Source organism: Streptomyces sp. NPDC051364, assembly GCF_040682115.1.
Classification (GTDB): Bacteria; Actinomycetota; Actinomycetes; order Streptomycetales; family Streptomycetaceae; genus Streptomyces.
In genome coordinates this window covers 196,849-213,917 of the sequence record NZ_JBFBAH010000003.1, presented here as the reverse complement: position 1 = coordinate 213,917, position 17,069 = coordinate 196,849, and the positions used below count along the sequence as shown (strand labels likewise).

At 72.5% G+C, this 17,069-nt stretch carries 11 protein-coding genes and 1 pseudogene; 10 read left to right on the top strand and 2 right to left on the bottom strand.

The window, feature by feature from the left end; genetic code table 11:
* Positions 1 to 49: 49 nt before the first annotated feature.
* From leuS to AB0M76_RS07985, 6 genes and pseudogenes are all read left to right on the top strand, one after another.
* Positions 50 to 2,920 carry a leucine--tRNA ligase gene (leuS, locus tag AB0M76_RS08010; protein ID WP_365952098.1) on the top strand — a complete coding sequence of 957 codons (2,871 nt, stop codon included), beginning with the start codon at positions 50 to 52 and terminating at the stop codon, positions 2,918 to 2,920.
* Between the two features lie 160 nt (positions 2,921 to 3,080).
* On the top strand, positions 3,081 to 3,836 hold the full coding sequence (locus AB0M76_RS08005) for a hypothetical protein (RefSeq protein ID WP_365952097.1): 756 nt from the start codon (positions 3,081 to 3,083) through the stop codon (positions 3,834 to 3,836).
* Positions 3,837 to 4,094: 258 nt separating this feature from the next.
* A complete protein-coding gene (locus tag AB0M76_RS08000; protein WP_365952096.1) occupies positions 4,095 to 4,940 on the top strand; it encodes a DegV family protein in 846 nt (281 codons plus the stop codon).
* Positions 4,941 to 5,038: 98 nt separating this feature from the next.
* Entirely contained in the window at positions 5,039 to 6,028 is a 990-nt protein-coding gene (locus tag AB0M76_RS07995) for a ComEA family DNA-binding protein (RefSeq protein WP_365952095.1), read from the top strand.
* Positions 6,025 to 8,397 (top strand): annotated as a pseudogene (locus tag AB0M76_RS07990) (ComEC/Rec2 family competence protein); the annotation flags it as partial. The gene AB0M76_RS07995 and the pseudogene AB0M76_RS07990, both read left to right, overlap by 4 nt.
* Before the next feature lie 157 nt (positions 8,398 to 8,554).
* On the top strand, positions 8,555 to 9,415 hold the full coding sequence (locus tag AB0M76_RS07985) for a YceI family protein (RefSeq protein WP_365952094.1): 861 nt from the start codon (positions 8,555 to 8,557) through the stop codon (positions 9,413 to 9,415).
* A 32-nt stretch (positions 9,416 to 9,447) separates the two neighbouring features.
* Here AB0M76_RS07985 and AB0M76_RS07980 read toward each other — a convergent pair whose 3' ends face one another.
* Positions 9,448 to 9,690, bottom strand: coding sequence for a hypothetical protein (locus AB0M76_RS07980; protein ID WP_365952093.1), 243 nt, complete (start codon positions 9,688 to 9,690; stop codon positions 9,448 to 9,450).
* 76 nt (positions 9,691 to 9,766) lie between these two features.
* Here AB0M76_RS07980 and holA point away from each other — a divergent pair, with 76 nt between their 5' ends.
* Positions 9,767 to 10,759, top strand: a complete 993-nt coding sequence (gene holA, locus AB0M76_RS07975) for a DNA polymerase III subunit delta (protein ID WP_365952092.1) — start codon at positions 9,767 to 9,769, stop codon at positions 10,757 to 10,759.
* Positions 10,760 to 11,173: 414 nt separating this feature from the next.
* On the opposite strand, the gene rpsT is transcribed toward holA, so the two are convergent.
* Positions 11,174 to 11,440, bottom strand: coding sequence for a 30S ribosomal protein S20 (gene rpsT / locus AB0M76_RS07970; RefSeq protein WP_030010251.1), 267 nt, complete (start codon positions 11,438 to 11,440; stop codon positions 11,174 to 11,176).
* Positions 11,441 to 11,651: 211 nt separating this feature from the next.
* Here rpsT and lepA point away from each other — a divergent pair, with 211 nt between their 5' ends.
* From lepA to hemW, 3 genes are all read left to right on the top strand, one after another.
* Positions 11,652 to 13,517, top strand: a complete 1,866-nt coding sequence (gene lepA / locus AB0M76_RS07965) for a translation elongation factor 4 (protein WP_365952091.1) — start codon at positions 11,652 to 11,654, stop codon at positions 13,515 to 13,517.
* Between the two features lie 248 nt (positions 13,518 to 13,765).
* Positions 13,766 to 15,655, top strand: a complete 1,890-nt coding sequence (locus AB0M76_RS07960) for an AMP-dependent synthetase/ligase (RefSeq protein ID WP_365952090.1) — start codon at positions 13,766 to 13,768, stop codon at positions 15,653 to 15,655.
* Between the two features lie 91 nt (positions 15,656 to 15,746).
* Entirely contained in the window at positions 15,747 to 16,979 is a 1,233-nt protein-coding gene (gene hemW, locus AB0M76_RS07955; protein ID WP_365952089.1) for a radical SAM family heme chaperone HemW, read from the top strand.
* Positions 16,980 to 17,069: the final 90 nt, after the last annotated feature.

Genomic DNA, 17,069 nt, shown 5'->3' with positions numbered 1-17,069 from the left:
GTTTGGGCAGGCAGAGACGGCAGAGACGATCGATGGAGCTTCAGAAATCATGAGCGAGACGAACACCCCGGCCCCCGAGGCGGCCGAGGCGCACCGTTACACGGCTGCCATGGCCGCCGACATCGAGGCACGCTGGCAGGACGTATGGGACGCGCAGGGCACCTACGAGGCCCCCAACCCGACCGGTGACCTGGCCGGGGACGCGGCGGTCGTCGCGCGGCCCAAGAAGTTCATCATGGACATGTTCCCGTACCCCTCCGGTGCGGGCCTGCACGTCGGTCACCCGCTGGGGTACATCGCCACCGACGTCTTCGCCCGCCACCAGCGGATGACCGGCCACAACGTCCTGCACACCCTGGGATTCGACGCCTTCGGCCTGCCGGCCGAGCAGTACGCCGTGCAGACCGGCACGCACCCGCGCGTGTCCACCGAGGCGAACATCGAGAACATGAAGCTCCAGCTGCGCCGGCTGGGCCTGGGCCACGACAAGCGCCGCTCGTTCGCGACGATCGACCCGGACTACTACAAGTGGACCCAGTGGATCTTCCTGCAGGTCTACAACTCCTGGTACGACGCGGACGCGGCCAAGGCCCGCCCGATCGCCGAGCTGGTCGCAGCCTTCGAGGACGGCTCCCGTGAGGTCCCCGGGGGCCGCGCCTGGGCCGACCTGACCGCGGGCGAGCGCGCCGGCGTGCTGAACGAGTACCGGCTGGCGTACGCCTCGGACGCGCCCGTGAACTGGTGCCCCGGGCTGGGCACCGTACTGGCCAACGAGGAGGTCACCGCGGACGGCCGCTCCGAGCGCGGCAACTTCCCGGTCTTCAAGGCCAAGCTGAGCCAGTGGAACATGCGGATCACCGCGTACGCCGACCGGCTGCTGGACGACCTGGACGCGCTGGACTGGCCCGAGGCCATCAAGCTGCAGCAGCGGAACTGGATCGGACGCAGCGAGGGCGCACGCGTCGACTTCGCGGTCGGCGACGACGCCATCACGGTGTTCACCACGCGGCCCGACACCCTGTTCGGCGCCACCTACATGGTGCTGGCGCCCGAGCACGAGCTGGTCGAGAAGATCGTCCCCGCCGAGTGGCCCGAGGGCACGCACCAGGTGTGGACCGGCGGCGCCGCGACCCCCGGCGAGGCCGTCGACGCGTACCGCAAGCAGGCCGCCGGGAAGTCGGACGTCGAGCGCCAGGCGGAGGCCAAGGACAAGACCGGTGTCTTCACCGGCGCGTACGCGGTCAACCCGGTCAGCGGCGACCAGGTCCCCGTCTTCATCGCGGACTACGTGCTGATGGGCTACGGCACCGGCGCGATCATGGCCGTCCCGGCGCACGACAGCCGCGACTTCGAGTTCGCGCGCGCCTTCGAGCTGCCGATGCGCTGCGTCGTGGAGCCCTCGGACGACCGCGACGCCGACCCGGCCGAGTGGGATGACGCGTTCTCCTCGTACGACGGCACCATCGTGAACTCGACGGGCGAGGGCGTCTCCCTGGACGGCCTGGGCGTCGTCGAGGCGAAGGCCGCCATCACCGCGTGGCTGGCCGAGCAGGGCATCGGTGAGGGCACCGTCAACTTCCGCCTGCGCGACTGGCTGTTCAGCCGCCAGCGCTACTGGGGCGAGCCCTTCCCGATCGTCTACGACGAGGACGGCATCGCGCACGCGCTGCCCGAGTCGATGCTGCCGCTGGAACTGCCCGAGGTCGAGGACTACTCGCCGCGCACGTTCGAGCCGGACGACGCCACCTCCAAGCCGGAGACCCCGCTGTCGCGGAACGAAGAGTGGGTCAGCGTCGAGCTGGACCTGGGCGACGGCCGCGGGGTGCGCCCGTACCGCCGCGAGACCAACACCATGCCCAACTGGGCCGGTTCCTGCTGGTACGAGCTGCGCTACCTGGACCCGCGCAACGGGTCCGCGCTGGTCAGCCCGGAGATCGAGCAGTACTGGATGGGGCCGCGCGAGGGCGCTCCGCACGGCGGTGTCGACCTGTACGTCGGCGGCGCCGAGCACGCGGTGCTGCACCTGCTGTACGCGCGCTTCTGGTCGAAGGTGCTGTTCGACCTGGGCCACGTCTCGTCGGCCGAGCCGTTCCACAAGCTGTTCAACCAGGGCATGATCCAGGCGTACGCGTACACCGACGCGCGCGGTGTGTACGTGCCGGCTGCCGAGGTCGAGGAGCGCGACGGCGGCTACTTCTACCAGGGCGAGCCGGTCAAGCGCGAGCACGGCAAGATGGGCAAGTCCCTGAAGAACGCCGTCACGCCGGACGAGATCTGCGAGGAGTACGGCGCGGACACCCTGCGCCTGTACGAGATGGCGATGGGCCCGCTGGACGTCTCGCGTCCGTGGGACACCCGGGCCGTGGTGGGCCAGTACCGGCTGCTGCAGCGCCTGTGGCGCAACATCGTGGACGAGGAGTCCGGCGCGGTCACCGTCGTGGACGGCGAGCCGGGCGAGGACACCCTGCGCGCGCTGCACAAGGCGATCGACGGGGCCGGCGCGGACATGGCGGGGCTGCGCTTCAACACCGCCATCGCGAAGATCACCGAGCTGAACAACGCGCTGACCAAGGCCGGCCGCCCGCTGGAGCGCTCGGTCGCGGAGCGGCTGGTCCTGCTGATCGCCCCGCTGGCCCCGCACATCGCGGAGGAGCTGTGGCACCGCCTGGGCCACAGCGATTCGGTGGTCCACCGGGACTTCCCGGTCGCGGACCCTGCGTACGTCGTGGACGAGAGCGTGACCTGCGTCGTCCAGATCAAGGGCAAGGTCAAGGCCCGCCTGGAGGTGCCGCCGACGATCTCCGAGGGTGACCTGGAGCAGCTGGCGCTGGCCGACGAGGCGGTCGTGGCGGCGCTGGGCGGGGCCGAGATCCGCAAGGTGATCGTGCGCGCGCCGAAGCTGGTGAACATCGTCGTCTGAGGCGCCGTGCCCCTGATCCGGTCGGGCTGAGCGATCCGGTCGGTCTGGTTGATCTAGGGGTGTTCCCGTACGGGCAGGTTGGGGGTTCGTTTGGAACCCCCAACCTGCCCGTGGCGTTTACGGTGGAGGGGACGGTATCGGCAGGGGAAGGGAGCCTCTCATGGAGGCGGGCGCGTTGATCATCATCTTTGCCCTGTTGGTGCTGTTCGCCTTCCTGGGGCTGGGTGCCTGGGCCACGGTGAAGGTCGTCGGCGCGGCGAAGCGCGGCGTGGACCGCACCCTCACGCAGGCCCGCCGGACCGTGGAGGACACCGCGCTGAAGGCGAAGAGCTTCGGGCAGGTGGGCGTGGCCGGGGCACTGGCGCAGCTGCGGCTGGACCTGCGGACGTCGATGCGGGCCACCCAGCAGGCGCTGTACCAGGGGGTTCAGGCGGATGCCTCGCTGAAGGAGTCGATCGGGCTGTTCGAGCGGCTGAGCGCGCACGGGCACGAGCTGGACGACGAGCTGAAGCGGCTGGAGCAGGAGCCGGACCGGGGGCGGATCAGCGGGATGCTGCCGGAGCTGAAGGAGCGGACGGCCAAGATCACGCAGGCCGCGGACTCGCTGCGGTGGGCGGCCCGCGACCGGGCCCGGCGCTTCGCGCAGGACGACCTGTCGACGCTGTCGGAGCAGATCGAGGTCGAATCGGGGGCGCTGCGGGACTGGTCCCGTGAATCGGTGGACGACCTCGCGGCGGCGGCAGCGGCGTGGGACGCCCAGCAGGCGTCCGCGGCAGGGCCCGCAGGCCGTTCCCCGGAGCCCCCGGCGGGACGCCCCGGGCGCACCCAGGACCCCCGGCCGGCGGCCCTGAACCCGTCGGCCCCGCCGACCCGCCACCCGTGGCAGAAGACCCCGCGGCCGGAGACGACGACCTGAGCCGCAATCGCTGACCGGGGCGGGCGCCGGGGCCGGTGGCAGGCTCGCGGCCGGTCTGCCGGGCGCAATGCCGGTGCAGACGCCGACGGCTCTGGGGCGGCGGCGGAATTGCCTCCTGTCCGCTCCTCGAACGAGTGGGCGGGTGGGATGCCGGCCCGTGCGCAGCGCGGGGCCCAAGCGGCGGCGCAGCGGCCGCTCCGCCCCCCCGGCCAGGGGCTGGGCTGCCGTCCCACCCCCACTGGCGGTAACCTCCGGCTCATGTCCCGCCATGTCGCGATCGTCACCGATTCCACGGCCTACCTGCCCCAACCGGCCATGTCGCGGCACGGAATCATCTCCGTCCCGCTGACCGTGGTGCTCGGCGACGAGGCCCTCGAGGAGGGCACCGAGATCTCGGCCCGCAGCCTCGCCCTGGCCCTGCAGAAGCGGCGGCCGGTCACCACCTCCCGCCCCAGCCCGGAGGAGTTCGTACGGGCCTACCGGGCGGCCGCAGAGGCCGGTGCGACCGGCATCGTCAGCCTGCACCTGTCCGCCGAGTTCTCCGGCACCTACGACGCCGCCGTGGTCGCCGCCAAGACCGCCCCGGTCCCCGTCCGCGTCGTCGACACCGGCATGGTCGCGATGGCCCTCGGGTTCTGCGCCCTCGCCGCCGCCGAGGCGGCCGAAGCCGGCGGTTCCGTGGACGAGGCCGTGGCCGCCGCCGAGAAGCGGGCCGCGGACATGTCGGCGTACTTCTACGTGGACACCCTCGACTACCTGCGCCGCGGAGGCCGCATCGGGGCCGCCCAGGCCCTCCTGGGCTCGGCCCTCGCCGTCAAGCCGCTGCTCACGCTGGAGGGCGGGCGGATCGAGATGCTGGAGAAGGTCCGTACGGCCTCCAAGGCCATCGCCCGCCTCGAGGAGCTGGCCGTCGAGCGGGCCGGGGCGGGCAGCGTCGACGTGGCCGTGCACCACCTCGCGGCGCCCGAGCGGGCCGAGAAGCTCGCGCAGCGGCTCCGTGAGCGCATCCCCGGCCTGGTCGAGCTGCACGTCAGCGAGGTCGGCGCGGTGATCGGCGCGCACACGGGGCCGGGGCTGCTGGCGGCGGTCGTCTCGCCCCGCTGATCACCGGAACGAGTGGCCCGGTTATCCACAACGATCGGGATATCCACCGGAATTGATAAATCCGGACCGCGGCCGGGATTCGTCCCTAACGTCGTGGCATGACTCTTCGCACGCGTACCTCGCACCCTTCCGGAGCCACCAGCGGACCTGGCCGTTCCCGTCTCTCCGACGGGCGGCTGCGCCACCGGCGGGGCCGCGCCCGCCCGCACCACCCCGAGCCCGCGGCGGTGCGCCGCCGGGCCGAAGCCCTGCTCGGCGGCAGCGGCCCGCCGCAGGCCCCGCCGCCGGAGGCGCCGCTACGAGGGGCCCCACCACGGGAGGTGCCGCCAGGGGAGGTGCCGCCTCCGGACGCGGTGTCGGGTCCGGGGTCCGGGATCCGGTCCGTGGCCGATCCGCCGCCCGAGGGGGCGCCGCTGTCCGGCGGAGTCGCGCTCCGGCTCGCCGTGCGGGAGCGGCTGCCGATGTGGCTGCAGGCCCGGTGCGGCGTGGAGCCGCGCACGGTGGCCGCCGTGGCCGTGGTGCTGGTCGCCGCCGTTGCCTTCGGTGCGCAGCAGTACTGGACGGCCCGGCCGGAACCCGTGACCGCGCCCTCGGTGGTCACACCGGCACCGTCGCCGGCGCCGAGCCCCGGACCTCCCGTCGCCGCCGGAGGGGCCGGCCCGCGGATCGTGGTGGACGTCAGCGGCAAGGTCCGCGATCCCGGTGTGCGGCGGCTGCCTGTCGGCTCGCGGGTCGAGGACGCGCTGGCGGCCGCCGGGGGAGTACGGCCCGGTACGGACACCACCGGGCTCAACCGGGCCCGGGTCCTGCTCGACGGCGAGCAGGTGGTGGTGGGCGCCCCGACGCAGCCCGCTCCGGGTGTGCCGGGTTCCGGTGCCGGCCCCGGCTCCGCTTCCGGCCCGCTGAGCCTCGGCACGGCCACGGTGGAGCAGCTGGACGGCCTGCCCGGGGTCGGCCCGGTCCTGGCGCAGCACATCGTGGAGTTCCGGACCACCCGCGGCGGCTTCCGCTCGGTGGAGGAGCTCCGGCAGGTCGACGGCATCGGCGAGCGGCGGTTCGCCGACCTGCGCAAGCTGGTCCGGCCGTGAACCGCCCCGAGGGCGCGGGCCCGCTGGATCTGCGCCTTGCGGTACCGGCGCTGGCCGCCTGGGCGGCGGCCGCCCTCGCCCTCGACGCACCGCCCGGCTGGGCCGCCGCCGGGGCCGGGCTCGCGGTCCTCGGCGCGGGGCTGCTGCTCCTGGCCGGGTGCCGGCGTCCGGAGTCGCTGTGGCGGGTCGGCACGGCCGCGGCCGCCGTTCTGCTCTGTGCGGCCGCCGGTGCCGGGGTGGCGGGCCTCCAGCGGGCCGAGGCGCGGGCCGGGCCGGTCGTGGGCCTGGCCGGGGAGCACGCCCGGGTCCTCGCCGAGCTCACCGTCGGTTCCGACCCGCGGCCCGCGCGCAGCGGGAGCGGCCCGCCCGTGGTCGTCCTGGATGCGGTGGCGACCCGGGTGACCGGACCCGACGGGAAGCAGACCCGCGTCGAGACCCCCGTACGGGTGCTGGCCGGGCATCCGCAGTGGGCCCGGCTGCAGCCCTCCACCCGGGTTGCGGTTGTCGCCCGGCTGGCCCCGGGCCGGGGCGGGGAGCGGGCCGTGGCGCTGCTGCGGCCTGCCGGGGACACCCCGCCCCGGGTGACGGGCGGCCCCGATACCGTCCAGCGGCTGGCCGGGAGGCTGCGGGCCGGGCTGCGCGAGGCCACCGAGGGGCTCGCCCCGGATGCCCGGGCCCTGCTGCCGGGGCTGGTGGTCGGGGACACCTCCCGGGTGCCGCCCGACCTGGAGGCGGCGTTCCGGTCCACCGACCTGCTGCACCTGCTGGCCGTGTCCGGGTCGAACCTGACCGTGGTGCTGTTCCTGCTCATCGGCTCGCCCGCCTCCGCGCAGCGCGCCGAGCGGGGCGGGCTCGCACCCCGCCTCGGGCTGTCCCTGCGGGCGACGGCCCTGTGCGGGACGGCGCTGACGCTGGCATTCGTGGTGGTGTGCCGGCCGGAGCCGAGCGTGCTGCGGGCCGCGGCGTGCGGGGCGGTCACCCTGCTGGCCATCGCCACCGGCCGGCGCAGATCCCTGGTCCCCGCCCTGGCGGCCGCCGTCCTGCTGCTGGTGCTCTACGACCCGTGGCTCGCCCGCAGCCCCGGCTTCCTGCTCTCGGTCCTGGCCACCGGGTCCCTGCTCACGCTCGGCCCGCGCTGGAGCGAAGCCCTGCAACGGTGCGGGATGCGGCCCCGGTTCGCCGAGGCGCTGGGTGCCGCCGCGGCCGCGCAGGCGGTCTGCGCGCCGGTGGTCGCCGTGCTTTCGGCCCGGGTGGGCCTGGTCGCGGTGCCCTGCAATCTGCTCGCCGAGCTCGCGGCGGGTCCGGCGACCGTCCTCGGCTTCGCGGCGCTCGTGGCGGCGCCGCTGTCCCTGCCCGTCGCGGAGCTGCTCGCCCGCTGCGCGGGGGTGCCGGCCGGGTGGATCGCCGCCGTGGCGCGGGCCGGGGCGCGGCTGCCCGGCGCGGAGCTGGCCTGGCCGGGCGGGCTCACCGGGGGACTGCTGCTGGCCGCCGCCACCCTGGCCGTCGTGGCAGCCGGGGCGCGGATCCGGCGGCGGCCGTGGGTGTGCTCCGCCCTGGCCGTGCTGCTGCTCCTGGCCGTGCTGAGGCCGCCGCAGCTCACCCGTACGCTCACCCGCTGGCCGCCGCCCGACTGGAGCTACGTCCAGTGCGCGGTGGGCCAGGGCGACGCCGCCGTACTCGCCGCCGGCCCGGGCACGGCCGTGGTGGTGGACGCCGGCCCCGAACCGGGCCCGGTGGACGCATGCCTGCGAGCCCTGGGGGTGAGCCGGGTGCCGCTGCTCCTGCTGACGCACTTTCACGCCGACCACGTCGGCGGCCTGTCCGGGGTGCTGCGGGGGCGGGCCGTGGGTGTGATTCAGACCACCACACTGGAAGAGCCGGCCGGTCAGGCCGAGTTCGTCCGCAGGACCGCGGCGGCCGCCCATGTACCCGTCGTGGCGGCCGCGGCAGGGGAGCGGCGCCGGGCCGGACCCCTGGAGTGGCAGGTGCTGTGGCCCTCGCCCGACGGCCCGCGGCCGGAGGGCCCCAACGACGCCAGCGTCGCCCTGCTGGTCCGCGGCGCAGGCCTGGTCCTGCTCCTGCTCGGGGATCTCGAACCACCCTCGCAGCAAGCGCTTCTGACGGCCCATCCGGAACTTGGACCGGTCGACGTCCTCAAGGTCGCCCACCACGGTTCCGCACACCAGGACCCCGGTCTGCAGGCGAAGGTCCGGCCCCGGCTCGCGATCGTCCCGGTCGGCGCGGGCAACCGCTACGGGCACCCCGCACCGGGTACGCTCGCGCACCTGCGGACCCTGGGCGCGACCGTACTGCGCACCGACACCGACGGCTCGATCGCCGTCGCCGGGAGCGGCCCGCGGATGCAGGCTTTCCCCTCCCGTCGGAGGCGGCGCCGACACGGGCATACCGGACACCGTCTTTCTGTTTGCCCACAACCCGACAGCATGATCGAATGCGTCTTCGCCAGAGCGGTACAAGTCCACACAGCACGGGGGTGCATCAACCATGTTCAGTCGCCGAAGGGGGATGGAGACGGCCGGAAGCGCCAGTCCCCACACATCCGCGACACTGACGCTGCCTCATACGGCGCGGCTGCTCAGCTGTCGTGTCCTCGACACCGTCCACCAGCCGGTCAGACAGGCCAAGTTCGAGGTGACCGACCCGATCGGCCGGCGCATCGTCAGCGGCGAGACCGACCCGTACGGCGGGTTCACCGCGGCCGTTCCGGAGGGCGAGTACCGGCTCTCCGTCACCGCCGAGGGCTACGCCCCCTTCCACGGGGCGACGCTGGTGGGGGACCCGGCGCAGCCCGGCACCGGGGAGATCGTCCTCGACGCCGTGGAGCCGCCGCTGCTGCCGGCGCCCGGCCACTGGGAACTCGACCCGACGCATTCGTCCATCGCCTTCACGGCCCAGCACATCGGCTTCGCCCGGATCCGCGGCCGGTTCAACACGTTCGCCGGTGCGGTACGGATAGCCGACCGCATGGAGGACTCCTCCATGCACGTGATCATCGACGCAGCGAGCATCGACACCGGTTTGCGGTTGCGGGACGATCACCTGCGCTCCGGCGACTTCCTGGACGCGGCACGGCATTCGACGGTCGAGTTCTACAGCGAGCGGTTCATCCACCGCAGCGGCAGCCGCTGGACCGTCGCGGGCGCCCTGACCCTGCACGGGGTCAGCCGTTCGGTGACCCTGGACACCGAGTACCTGGGCCTCGGCACCGGGTTGGAGGGCGAACCGCGCGCGGCCTGCCGGGCCACCACCGAGCTGCACCGCGAGGACTTCACCCTGAACTGGCAGTCCGTGCTGGCCCACGGGATAGCCGCGATCGGCTCGAGCGTCGAAGTGGCGCTGGACATCCAGATCGTGCACAAGGCCTAGCAGGGCATCCCCGAGCGCAGGCCGGCGGGGTGTTACGAGGTTTCCAACCAGCCCTCGTACTCGGCGGCGAGGCCGTCCAGCACCGTGGCGTCGAGCCGCTCCTGCGGGTCCTCGACGACCACCAGCCACTGGGCGTCCTCGGCGTCGTCCTCGCCGGCCAGCGCATCGCGGACCAGCTGCGGTTCCTCGGGGAGGCCGAAGCGGTCGACGGCCTCCTGGGCCACCTCCTCGGCGGTGTCGCGGTCGGGCAGCACCAGTACATGTCGCACGTTCACGCGGCCATTCTCGGGTACGGGGCGAGGGGGCCCGCGGTGCGGGGGGCTGTCACTGCGGCATGGGATGCTGGACGCGATGGCCACCAGGAAGAACCCCACCGACGATCCGCTCGCCCCGCTGACCCTCGCGGTGGGGCAGGAGGACCTGCTGCTCGACCGCGTCGTACGGGAGGTGGTGGCGGCCGCCCGGGCCGCCGACGCCGACACGGACGTGCGGGACCTCGCCCCCGAGCAGCTCCAGCCCGGCACGCTCGCCGAGCTGACCAGCCCGTCGCTCTTCTCCGAGCGCAAGGTGCTGGTCGTACGCAATGCGCAGGACCTGTCCGCGGACACGGTCAAGGAGGTCAAGGCGTACCTCGCGTCGCCGTTCGAGGAGATCATCCTCGTGCTCCTCCACGCGGGCGGCGTCAAGGGCAAGGGGCTGCTGGACGCGGCCCGCAAGGCCGGGGCGCGGGAGATCGCCTGCCCGAAGATGACGAAGGCGGCGGACCGGCTGGCGTTCGTGCGGGGCGAGTTCCGCACGCTGGGCCGGTCGGCCACCCCGGAGGCCTGCCAGACGCTGGTCGACGCGATCGGGAGCGATCTGCGGGAGCTGGCGAGTGCGGCCGCGCAGCTGTGCGCGGACGTCGAGGGCACGATCGACGAGGCCGTGGTCGGCCGCTACTACACCGGCCGGGCCGAGGCCTCCAGCTTCACGGTCGCCGACCGGGCGGTCGAGGGGCGGGCGGCGGAGGCCCTCGAGGCGCTGCGGTGGTCGCTGTCCACGGGGGTGGCGCCCGTCCTGATCACCAGTGCGCTGGCACAGGCGGTCCGGGCGATCGGCAAGCTCGCCTCCGCGCCGCGGGGGGCCCGGCCGGGGGACCTGGCGCGGGATCTGGGCATGCCGCCGTGGAAGATCGACCGGGTGCGTCAGCAGATGCGGGGCTGGTCGGCGGACGGGGTCTCGGAAGCGCTGCGGGCCGTGGCTGCGGCCGATGCCGGTGTCAAGGGCGGGGGCGATGATCCCGGGTACGCGCTCGAGAAGGCCGTTGTCGCGGTGGCGAGGGCGGCTCGGCCTCAGCGGCACTAGTGCCGCGTCAGGCAACGTTCGCCCCGTCGCGACGCCCGGCACGCACTCTCGCCGCACCGGCCGAAAGCTCACGTACGTCCAGTACGAGCGCTTGCGGCCGGCACGCTGAGAGCCCGCACCGGACGCCGCTCCTTGACGGGCAAACGTTGCCAGACGCGGCACTAGCCACCGGCCGGCCGCTTCCGGCCCTGCCGGTCTGGGGTGCGGGCTGAGGGGGTGCCTCAAGCGCCGGCGGGGGAGCTGTGGGGAAAGCGAAGGCCCCGGGGCCGCCCTGGGGAAGGGGGGCGCCGGGGCCTTCGGTTACTTCTTGTTTGCACCGCACCCGCGTGGCGAACGCTTCGTGTGCGGCGCGGGGTGCCGGTCAGGAGCGGGAGAGAGGGCCCGCTGGATCCGTTCCGGCGATCACATCAGAGCTCAGCCCTGGAGGGAGGCAACCTTGGTGGCCAGCGCCGACTTCTTGTTGGCGGCGGCGTTCTTGTGGATGACACCCTTCGAGACAGCCTTGTCGAGCGCACGCGCGGCGGCGCGAGAAGCCACGGTGGCCTTCTCGACGTCACCGGCGAGGACGGCCTCGCGGGCCTTGCGGATCGCGGTCTTGAGCGAAGACTTGACGGCCTTGTTGCGCAGGCGCGCCTTCTCGTTCGTCTTGTTCCGCTTGATCTGGGACTTGATGTTCGCCACGAAAGAGCCTTTTCAGGTTCAGAGTTTGATCTTCGGATTGTGTCCCGACAGCTGAGAGGGCATACGAGACACAGCTGCCCAGGCTACCAGGCACGCTCCGACCGGCCCAAACCGAGCGCATCGCCCCGTCCATGGGACCATGGGAACCTGCGTACAGATCCGACGAGAGCCGGAAACGCTTCCGACTGCGACCCGAGAATCAGGACACTGCGTGCCCGCGATCCCCAGCCACGTGCCCGAGCCGAGCCGTACCGACCCGGCGCTGATCCGCAATTTCTGCATCATCGCGCACATCGACCACGGCAAGTCGACGCTCGCCGACCGGATGCTCCAGCTCACCGGTGTCGTCGACCAGCGGCAGATGCGTGCCCAGTACCTCGACCGCATGGACATCGAGCGTGAGCGCGGCATCACGATCAAGTCCCAGGCGGTCCGACTGCCCTGGGCGCCCACTGTGGGTGAGGGGCAGGGCAAGACGCACATCCTCAACATGATCGACACCCCCGGGCACGTCGACTTCACGTACGAGGTCTCGCGCTCCCTCGCCGCCTGCGAGGGCACGGTCCTCTTGGTGGACGCCGCCCAGGGCATCGAGGCGCAGACCCTCGCCAACCTCTATCTGGCGATGGAGAAGGACCTCGCGATCGTCCCGGTCCTGAACAAGATCGACCTGCCGGCCGCCCAACCGGAGAAGTTCGCCGAGGAGCTCGCGAACCTGGTCGGCTGCCAGCCCGAGGACGTGCTGCGCGTCTCCGCGAAGACCGGTGTCGGCGTGGACGCCCTGCTCGACAAGATCGTCGCCACCGTCCCGTCCCCGGTCGGCGTCAAGGACGCCCCCGCCCGTGCGATGATCTTCGACTCGGTCTACGACTCGTACCGCGGTGTCGTGACGTACGTCCGTGTGGTCGACGGCCAGCTCAACAAGCGCGAGCGCATCCGGATGATGTCCACCGGCGCCACGCACGAGCTGCTGGAGATCGGTGTCTCCTCCCCGGAGATGACCCCGTCCGACGGCATCGGCGTCGGCGAGGTGGGCTACATCATCACCGGCGTGAAGGACGTGCGTCAGTCCAAGGTCGGTGACACCATCACCAGCCTGCACAACGGCGCGACCGAGGCCCTCGGCGGCTACAAGGACCCGAAGCCGATGGTCTTCTCGGGCCTCTACCCGCTCGACGGCTCCGAGTACCCGGACCTGCGCGAGGCCCTGGACAAGCTCCAGCTCAACGACGCCGCGCTCGTCTACGAGCCGGAGACCTCGGCCGCGCTGGGCTTCGGCTTCCGCGTCGGCTTCCTCGGCCTGCTGCACCTGGACGTGGTCCGCGAGCGACTGGAGCGCGAGTTCGGCCTCGACCTGATCGCCACCGCGCCGAACGTGGTCTACCGGGTCGTCCTGGAGGACGGCAAGGAAGTCACCGTCACCAACCCGAGCGAGTTCCCCGAGGGCAAGATCTCGGACGTGTTCGAGCCGGTCGTACGGGCCACCCTGCTCGCGCCTTCCGAGTTCATCGGCGCGATCATGGAGCTCTGCCAGCAGCGCCGCGGCACCCTCCTCGGGATGGACTACCTCTCCGAGGACCGGGTCGAGATCCGCTACACCCTCCCGCTCGCCGAGATCGTCTTCGACTTCTTCGACCAGCTGAAGTCCAAGACGCGCGGTTACGCCTCCCTCGACTACGAGCCCACCGGCGAGCAGGCCTCCGGCCTGGTCAAGGTCGACATCCTGCTGCACGGCGACAAGGTCGACGCCTTCTCCGCCGTCACGCACAAGGACGCCGCCTACGCCTACGGTGTGCGCCTCGTCGCCAAGCTGCGCGAGCTCATCCCGCGGCAGGCCTTCGAGATCCCGATCCAGGCAGCCATCGGCTCCCGCGTCATCGCCCGCGAGACCATCCGCGCCATCCGAAAGGACGTCCTCGCCAAGTGCTACGGCGGTGACATCTCCCGTAAGCGGAAGCTGCTGGAGAAGCAGAAGGAAGGCAAGAAGCGCATGAAGATGGTCGGCTCGGTGGAGGTGCCCCAGGAGGCCTTCATCGCCGTCCTCTCCAGCGACGAGTCCGGCGGCAAGAAGAAGTAGCCCCCGGCCGTGAACGGCCGTGAAGCGCCTTGATCCGTATACGGAGCAGGCCCCCGTGCAGCAGCGCGGGGGCCTGTTTCGTTATGAATCGGCGTCTCAAGGGCTCTTACGCGCCAGGCGGAGGGCCCCTAGTCTGATCACTGCCCGTTGGTTACTCGCCAGTTACAAGCGCTGGTTGCAAGCCCTGTTGGAAGCCGTCATTCACCGCCTTGGATGACAGGCCCTGCCGCGTGGTCCGGAGGACGTCCGTGAGCGACACACAGACCTTGATCGAGAACCGCCCGCCCACCGTGGCGGCACTCTTCCTTGAGCGTGTCGCCGCCACGCCGAACGCCGAGGCCTACCGGTTCCCGGTGCCCGCGGCCGACGGCAGAGGCCCCGACGACTGGAAGTCGCTGAGCTGGGGCCAGGCGGCCGAGCGGGTCTTCGGTATCGCCGCGGGTCTGCTGGACCTCGGCCTGCAGCCCGAGGAGCGGGTCGCGCTCGCCTCCAACACCCGCGTCGAGTGGATCCTCTCCGACCTGGGCGTCATGTGCGCCGGCGGCGCCGTGACCACGATCTACCCGAGCACCAACGCCGAGGAGTCGGCGTTCATCCTCGCCGACTCGGCCAGCCGCGTGCTGATCGCCGAGGACGCCGCCCAGCTGGCCAAGGCCCGCGAGCGCCGAGCCGACCTGCCCGAGCTCGCCCACGTGGTGGTCCTGGAGTCCGCCGGCGCGGTACCGGCCGAGGGCGACCCGGAGGGCTGGGTGCTCTCCCTCGCCGACCTGGAGGCGCGCGGCAAGGAGTACCTCGCCAAGCACCCCGAGGCGATCAAGGAGCGGATCGCGGCCATCACCGCCGACCAGCTCGCCACGCTGATCTACACCTCCGGCACGACCGGCCGCCCCAAGGGCGTACGGCTCCCGCACGACAACTGGTCGTACATGGCCAAGGCCACCGTCGCCACCGGCATGATCCACAGCGACGACGTCCAGTACCTGTGGCTGCCGCTCGCGCACGTCTTCGGCAAGGTCCTGACCTCCGGCCAGATCGAGGTCGGCCACGTCACCGCCGTCGACGGCCGGATCGACAAGATCATCGAGAACCTGCCGGTCGTCCAGCCGACCTACATGGCGGCCGTCCCGCGCATCTTCGAGAAGGTCTACAACGGCGTGGCCGCCAAGGCCCGGGCCGGCGGCGGCGCCAAGTACAAGATCTTCCAGTGGTCGGTCGGCGTCGCCCGCGAGTACGCCAAGGTCACCCAGGACAACTACCGGCGCACCGGCAGCGCCACGGCCCCCTTCGGCCTGGCCACCAAGCACAAGATCGCCGACGCGCTCGTCTTCTCCAAGCTCCGCGAGGCCTTCGGCGGCCGGCTGCGCGCCGCCGTCTCCGGCGCCTCCGCCCTGGCCCCCGAGATCGGCTACTTCTTCGCCGGCGCCGGCATCCACATCCTCGAGGGCTACGGCCTCACCGAGTCCAGCGCCGCCTCCTTCGTCAACCCCGGCGAGGCCTACCGCACCGGCACCGTCGGCAAGCCGCTCCCCGGCACCGAGGTCCGCATCGCCGACGACGGCGAGATCCTGCTGCGCGGCCCCGGCATCATGCAGGGCTACCACCTGCAGCCGGAGAAGACCACCGAGGTGCTGGAGGAGGACGGCTGGCTGCACACGGGCGACATCGGCGAGCTCTCGCCCGACGGCTACCTGCGCATCACGGACCGCAAGAAGGACCTGATCAAGACCTCGAACGGCAAGTACGTCGCCCCGGCCGAGATCGAGGGCCGGTTCAAGGCGATCTGCCCGTACGTGTCGAGCATCGTGGTGCACGGCGCCGACCGGAACTTCTGCGCCGCCCTGGTCGCGCTCGACGAGCCGTCGATCATGGGCTGGGCCGCCGAGAACGGGCTCGAGGGCAAGACGTACGCCGAGGTCCTGGCCGCGGCGGAGACGAACCGGCTGATCGAGACCTACATCCAGACCCTGAACGAGGGCCTGCAGCGCTGGCAGACGGTCAAGAAGTTCCGGATCCTGCCCCGCGACCTCGACGTGGAGCACGGCGACCTCACGCCCAGCCTGAAGCTGAAGCGGCCGGCCGTCGAGCGTGAGTTCAAGCACCTGATCGACGAGATGTACGAGGGCTCGCGCGAGGCGTAGCACGAGGCGCAGCGCCCGCCACGGCGCCTGCCGCGGTCTCGCACGACGCGAGCCGGGGCGGGCGCGGTGGCGGGTGCGGGACAATGGGTGCATGCCTTCCGCACTGCCCGACGGTGAACCCATGCCCGAAGACGGCTCGCTGCCGTCGCATGCCCTGGCGGGTGCCGGGGACCGGCCGCTCGGGTTCTACCTGCACGTCCCGTACTGCGCCACGCGGTGCGGGTACTGCGACTTCAACACCTACACCGCGACCGAGCTGCGCGGCACCGGCGGCGTGCTCGCCTCCCGGGAGAACTACGCCGACACCCTGATCGACGAGGTCCGCCTCGCCCGCAAGGTGCTCGGCGACGACCCGCGGGCCGTGCGGACGGTGTTCGTCGGCGGCGGTACGCCGACGCTGCTGCCCGCCGGCGACCTCGTACGGATGCTCGCGGCGATCCGGGACGAGTTCGGCCTGGCCGAGGACGCCGAGGTCACCACGGAGGCCAATCCGGAGTCGGTGAACCCGGAGTACCTGGCGGAGCTGCGGGCCGGGGGCTTCAACCGGGTCTCCTTCGGCATGCAGAGCGCGAAGCAGCACGTCCTGAAGGTGCTCGACCGCACGCACACGCCGGGCCGGCCGGAGGCGTGCGTCGCGGAGGCGCGGGCGGCGGGCTTCGAGCACGTGAACCTGGACCTGATCTACGGGACGCCGGGGGAGAGCGACGAGGACTGGCGCGCGTCCCTGGCCGCCGCGCTCGGGGCCGGCCCGGACCACATCAGCGCGTACGCGCTGATCGTGGAGGAGGGCACGCAGCTGGCGCGGCGGATCCGGCGGGGCGAGGTCCCGATGACGGACGACGACGTGCACGCCGACCGGTACCTGATCGCGGACTCGGTGATGGCCGAGGCCGGGTACTCCTGGTACGAGGCCTCGAACTGGGCCACCACGGAGGCGGGCCGCTGCCTGCACAACGAGCTGTACTGGCGCGGCGCCGACTGGTGGGGCGCGGGCCCCGGGGCCCACTCGCACGTGGGCGGGGTCCGCTGGTGGAACGTGAAGCACCCGGGCGCGTACGCCGCCGCCCTCGCGGAGGGCCGCTCCCCGGGCGCGGGCCGCGAGCTCCTCTCCGAGGAGGACCGCCGGGTGGAGCGGATCCTGCTGGAGCTGCGCCTGGTGGACGGCGTCCCGCTGTCCCTGCTCGCTCCGGCCGGCCTCGCGGCCTCCCGCCGCGCCCTGGCGGACGGTCTCCTGGACCCGGCCCCGTACGAGGCCGGGCGGGCCGTGCTGACCTTGCGCGGGCGCCTCCTGGCCGACGCGGTGGTCCGCGACCTGGTGGACTGATCCCTCGCGAGGGTGAATCCCCGCCGAACCGGCCTGAGCCTGCCTACTCTGTCCCTAGGCTGCCGTCGACAGTACGCGGCGGATGTGGAG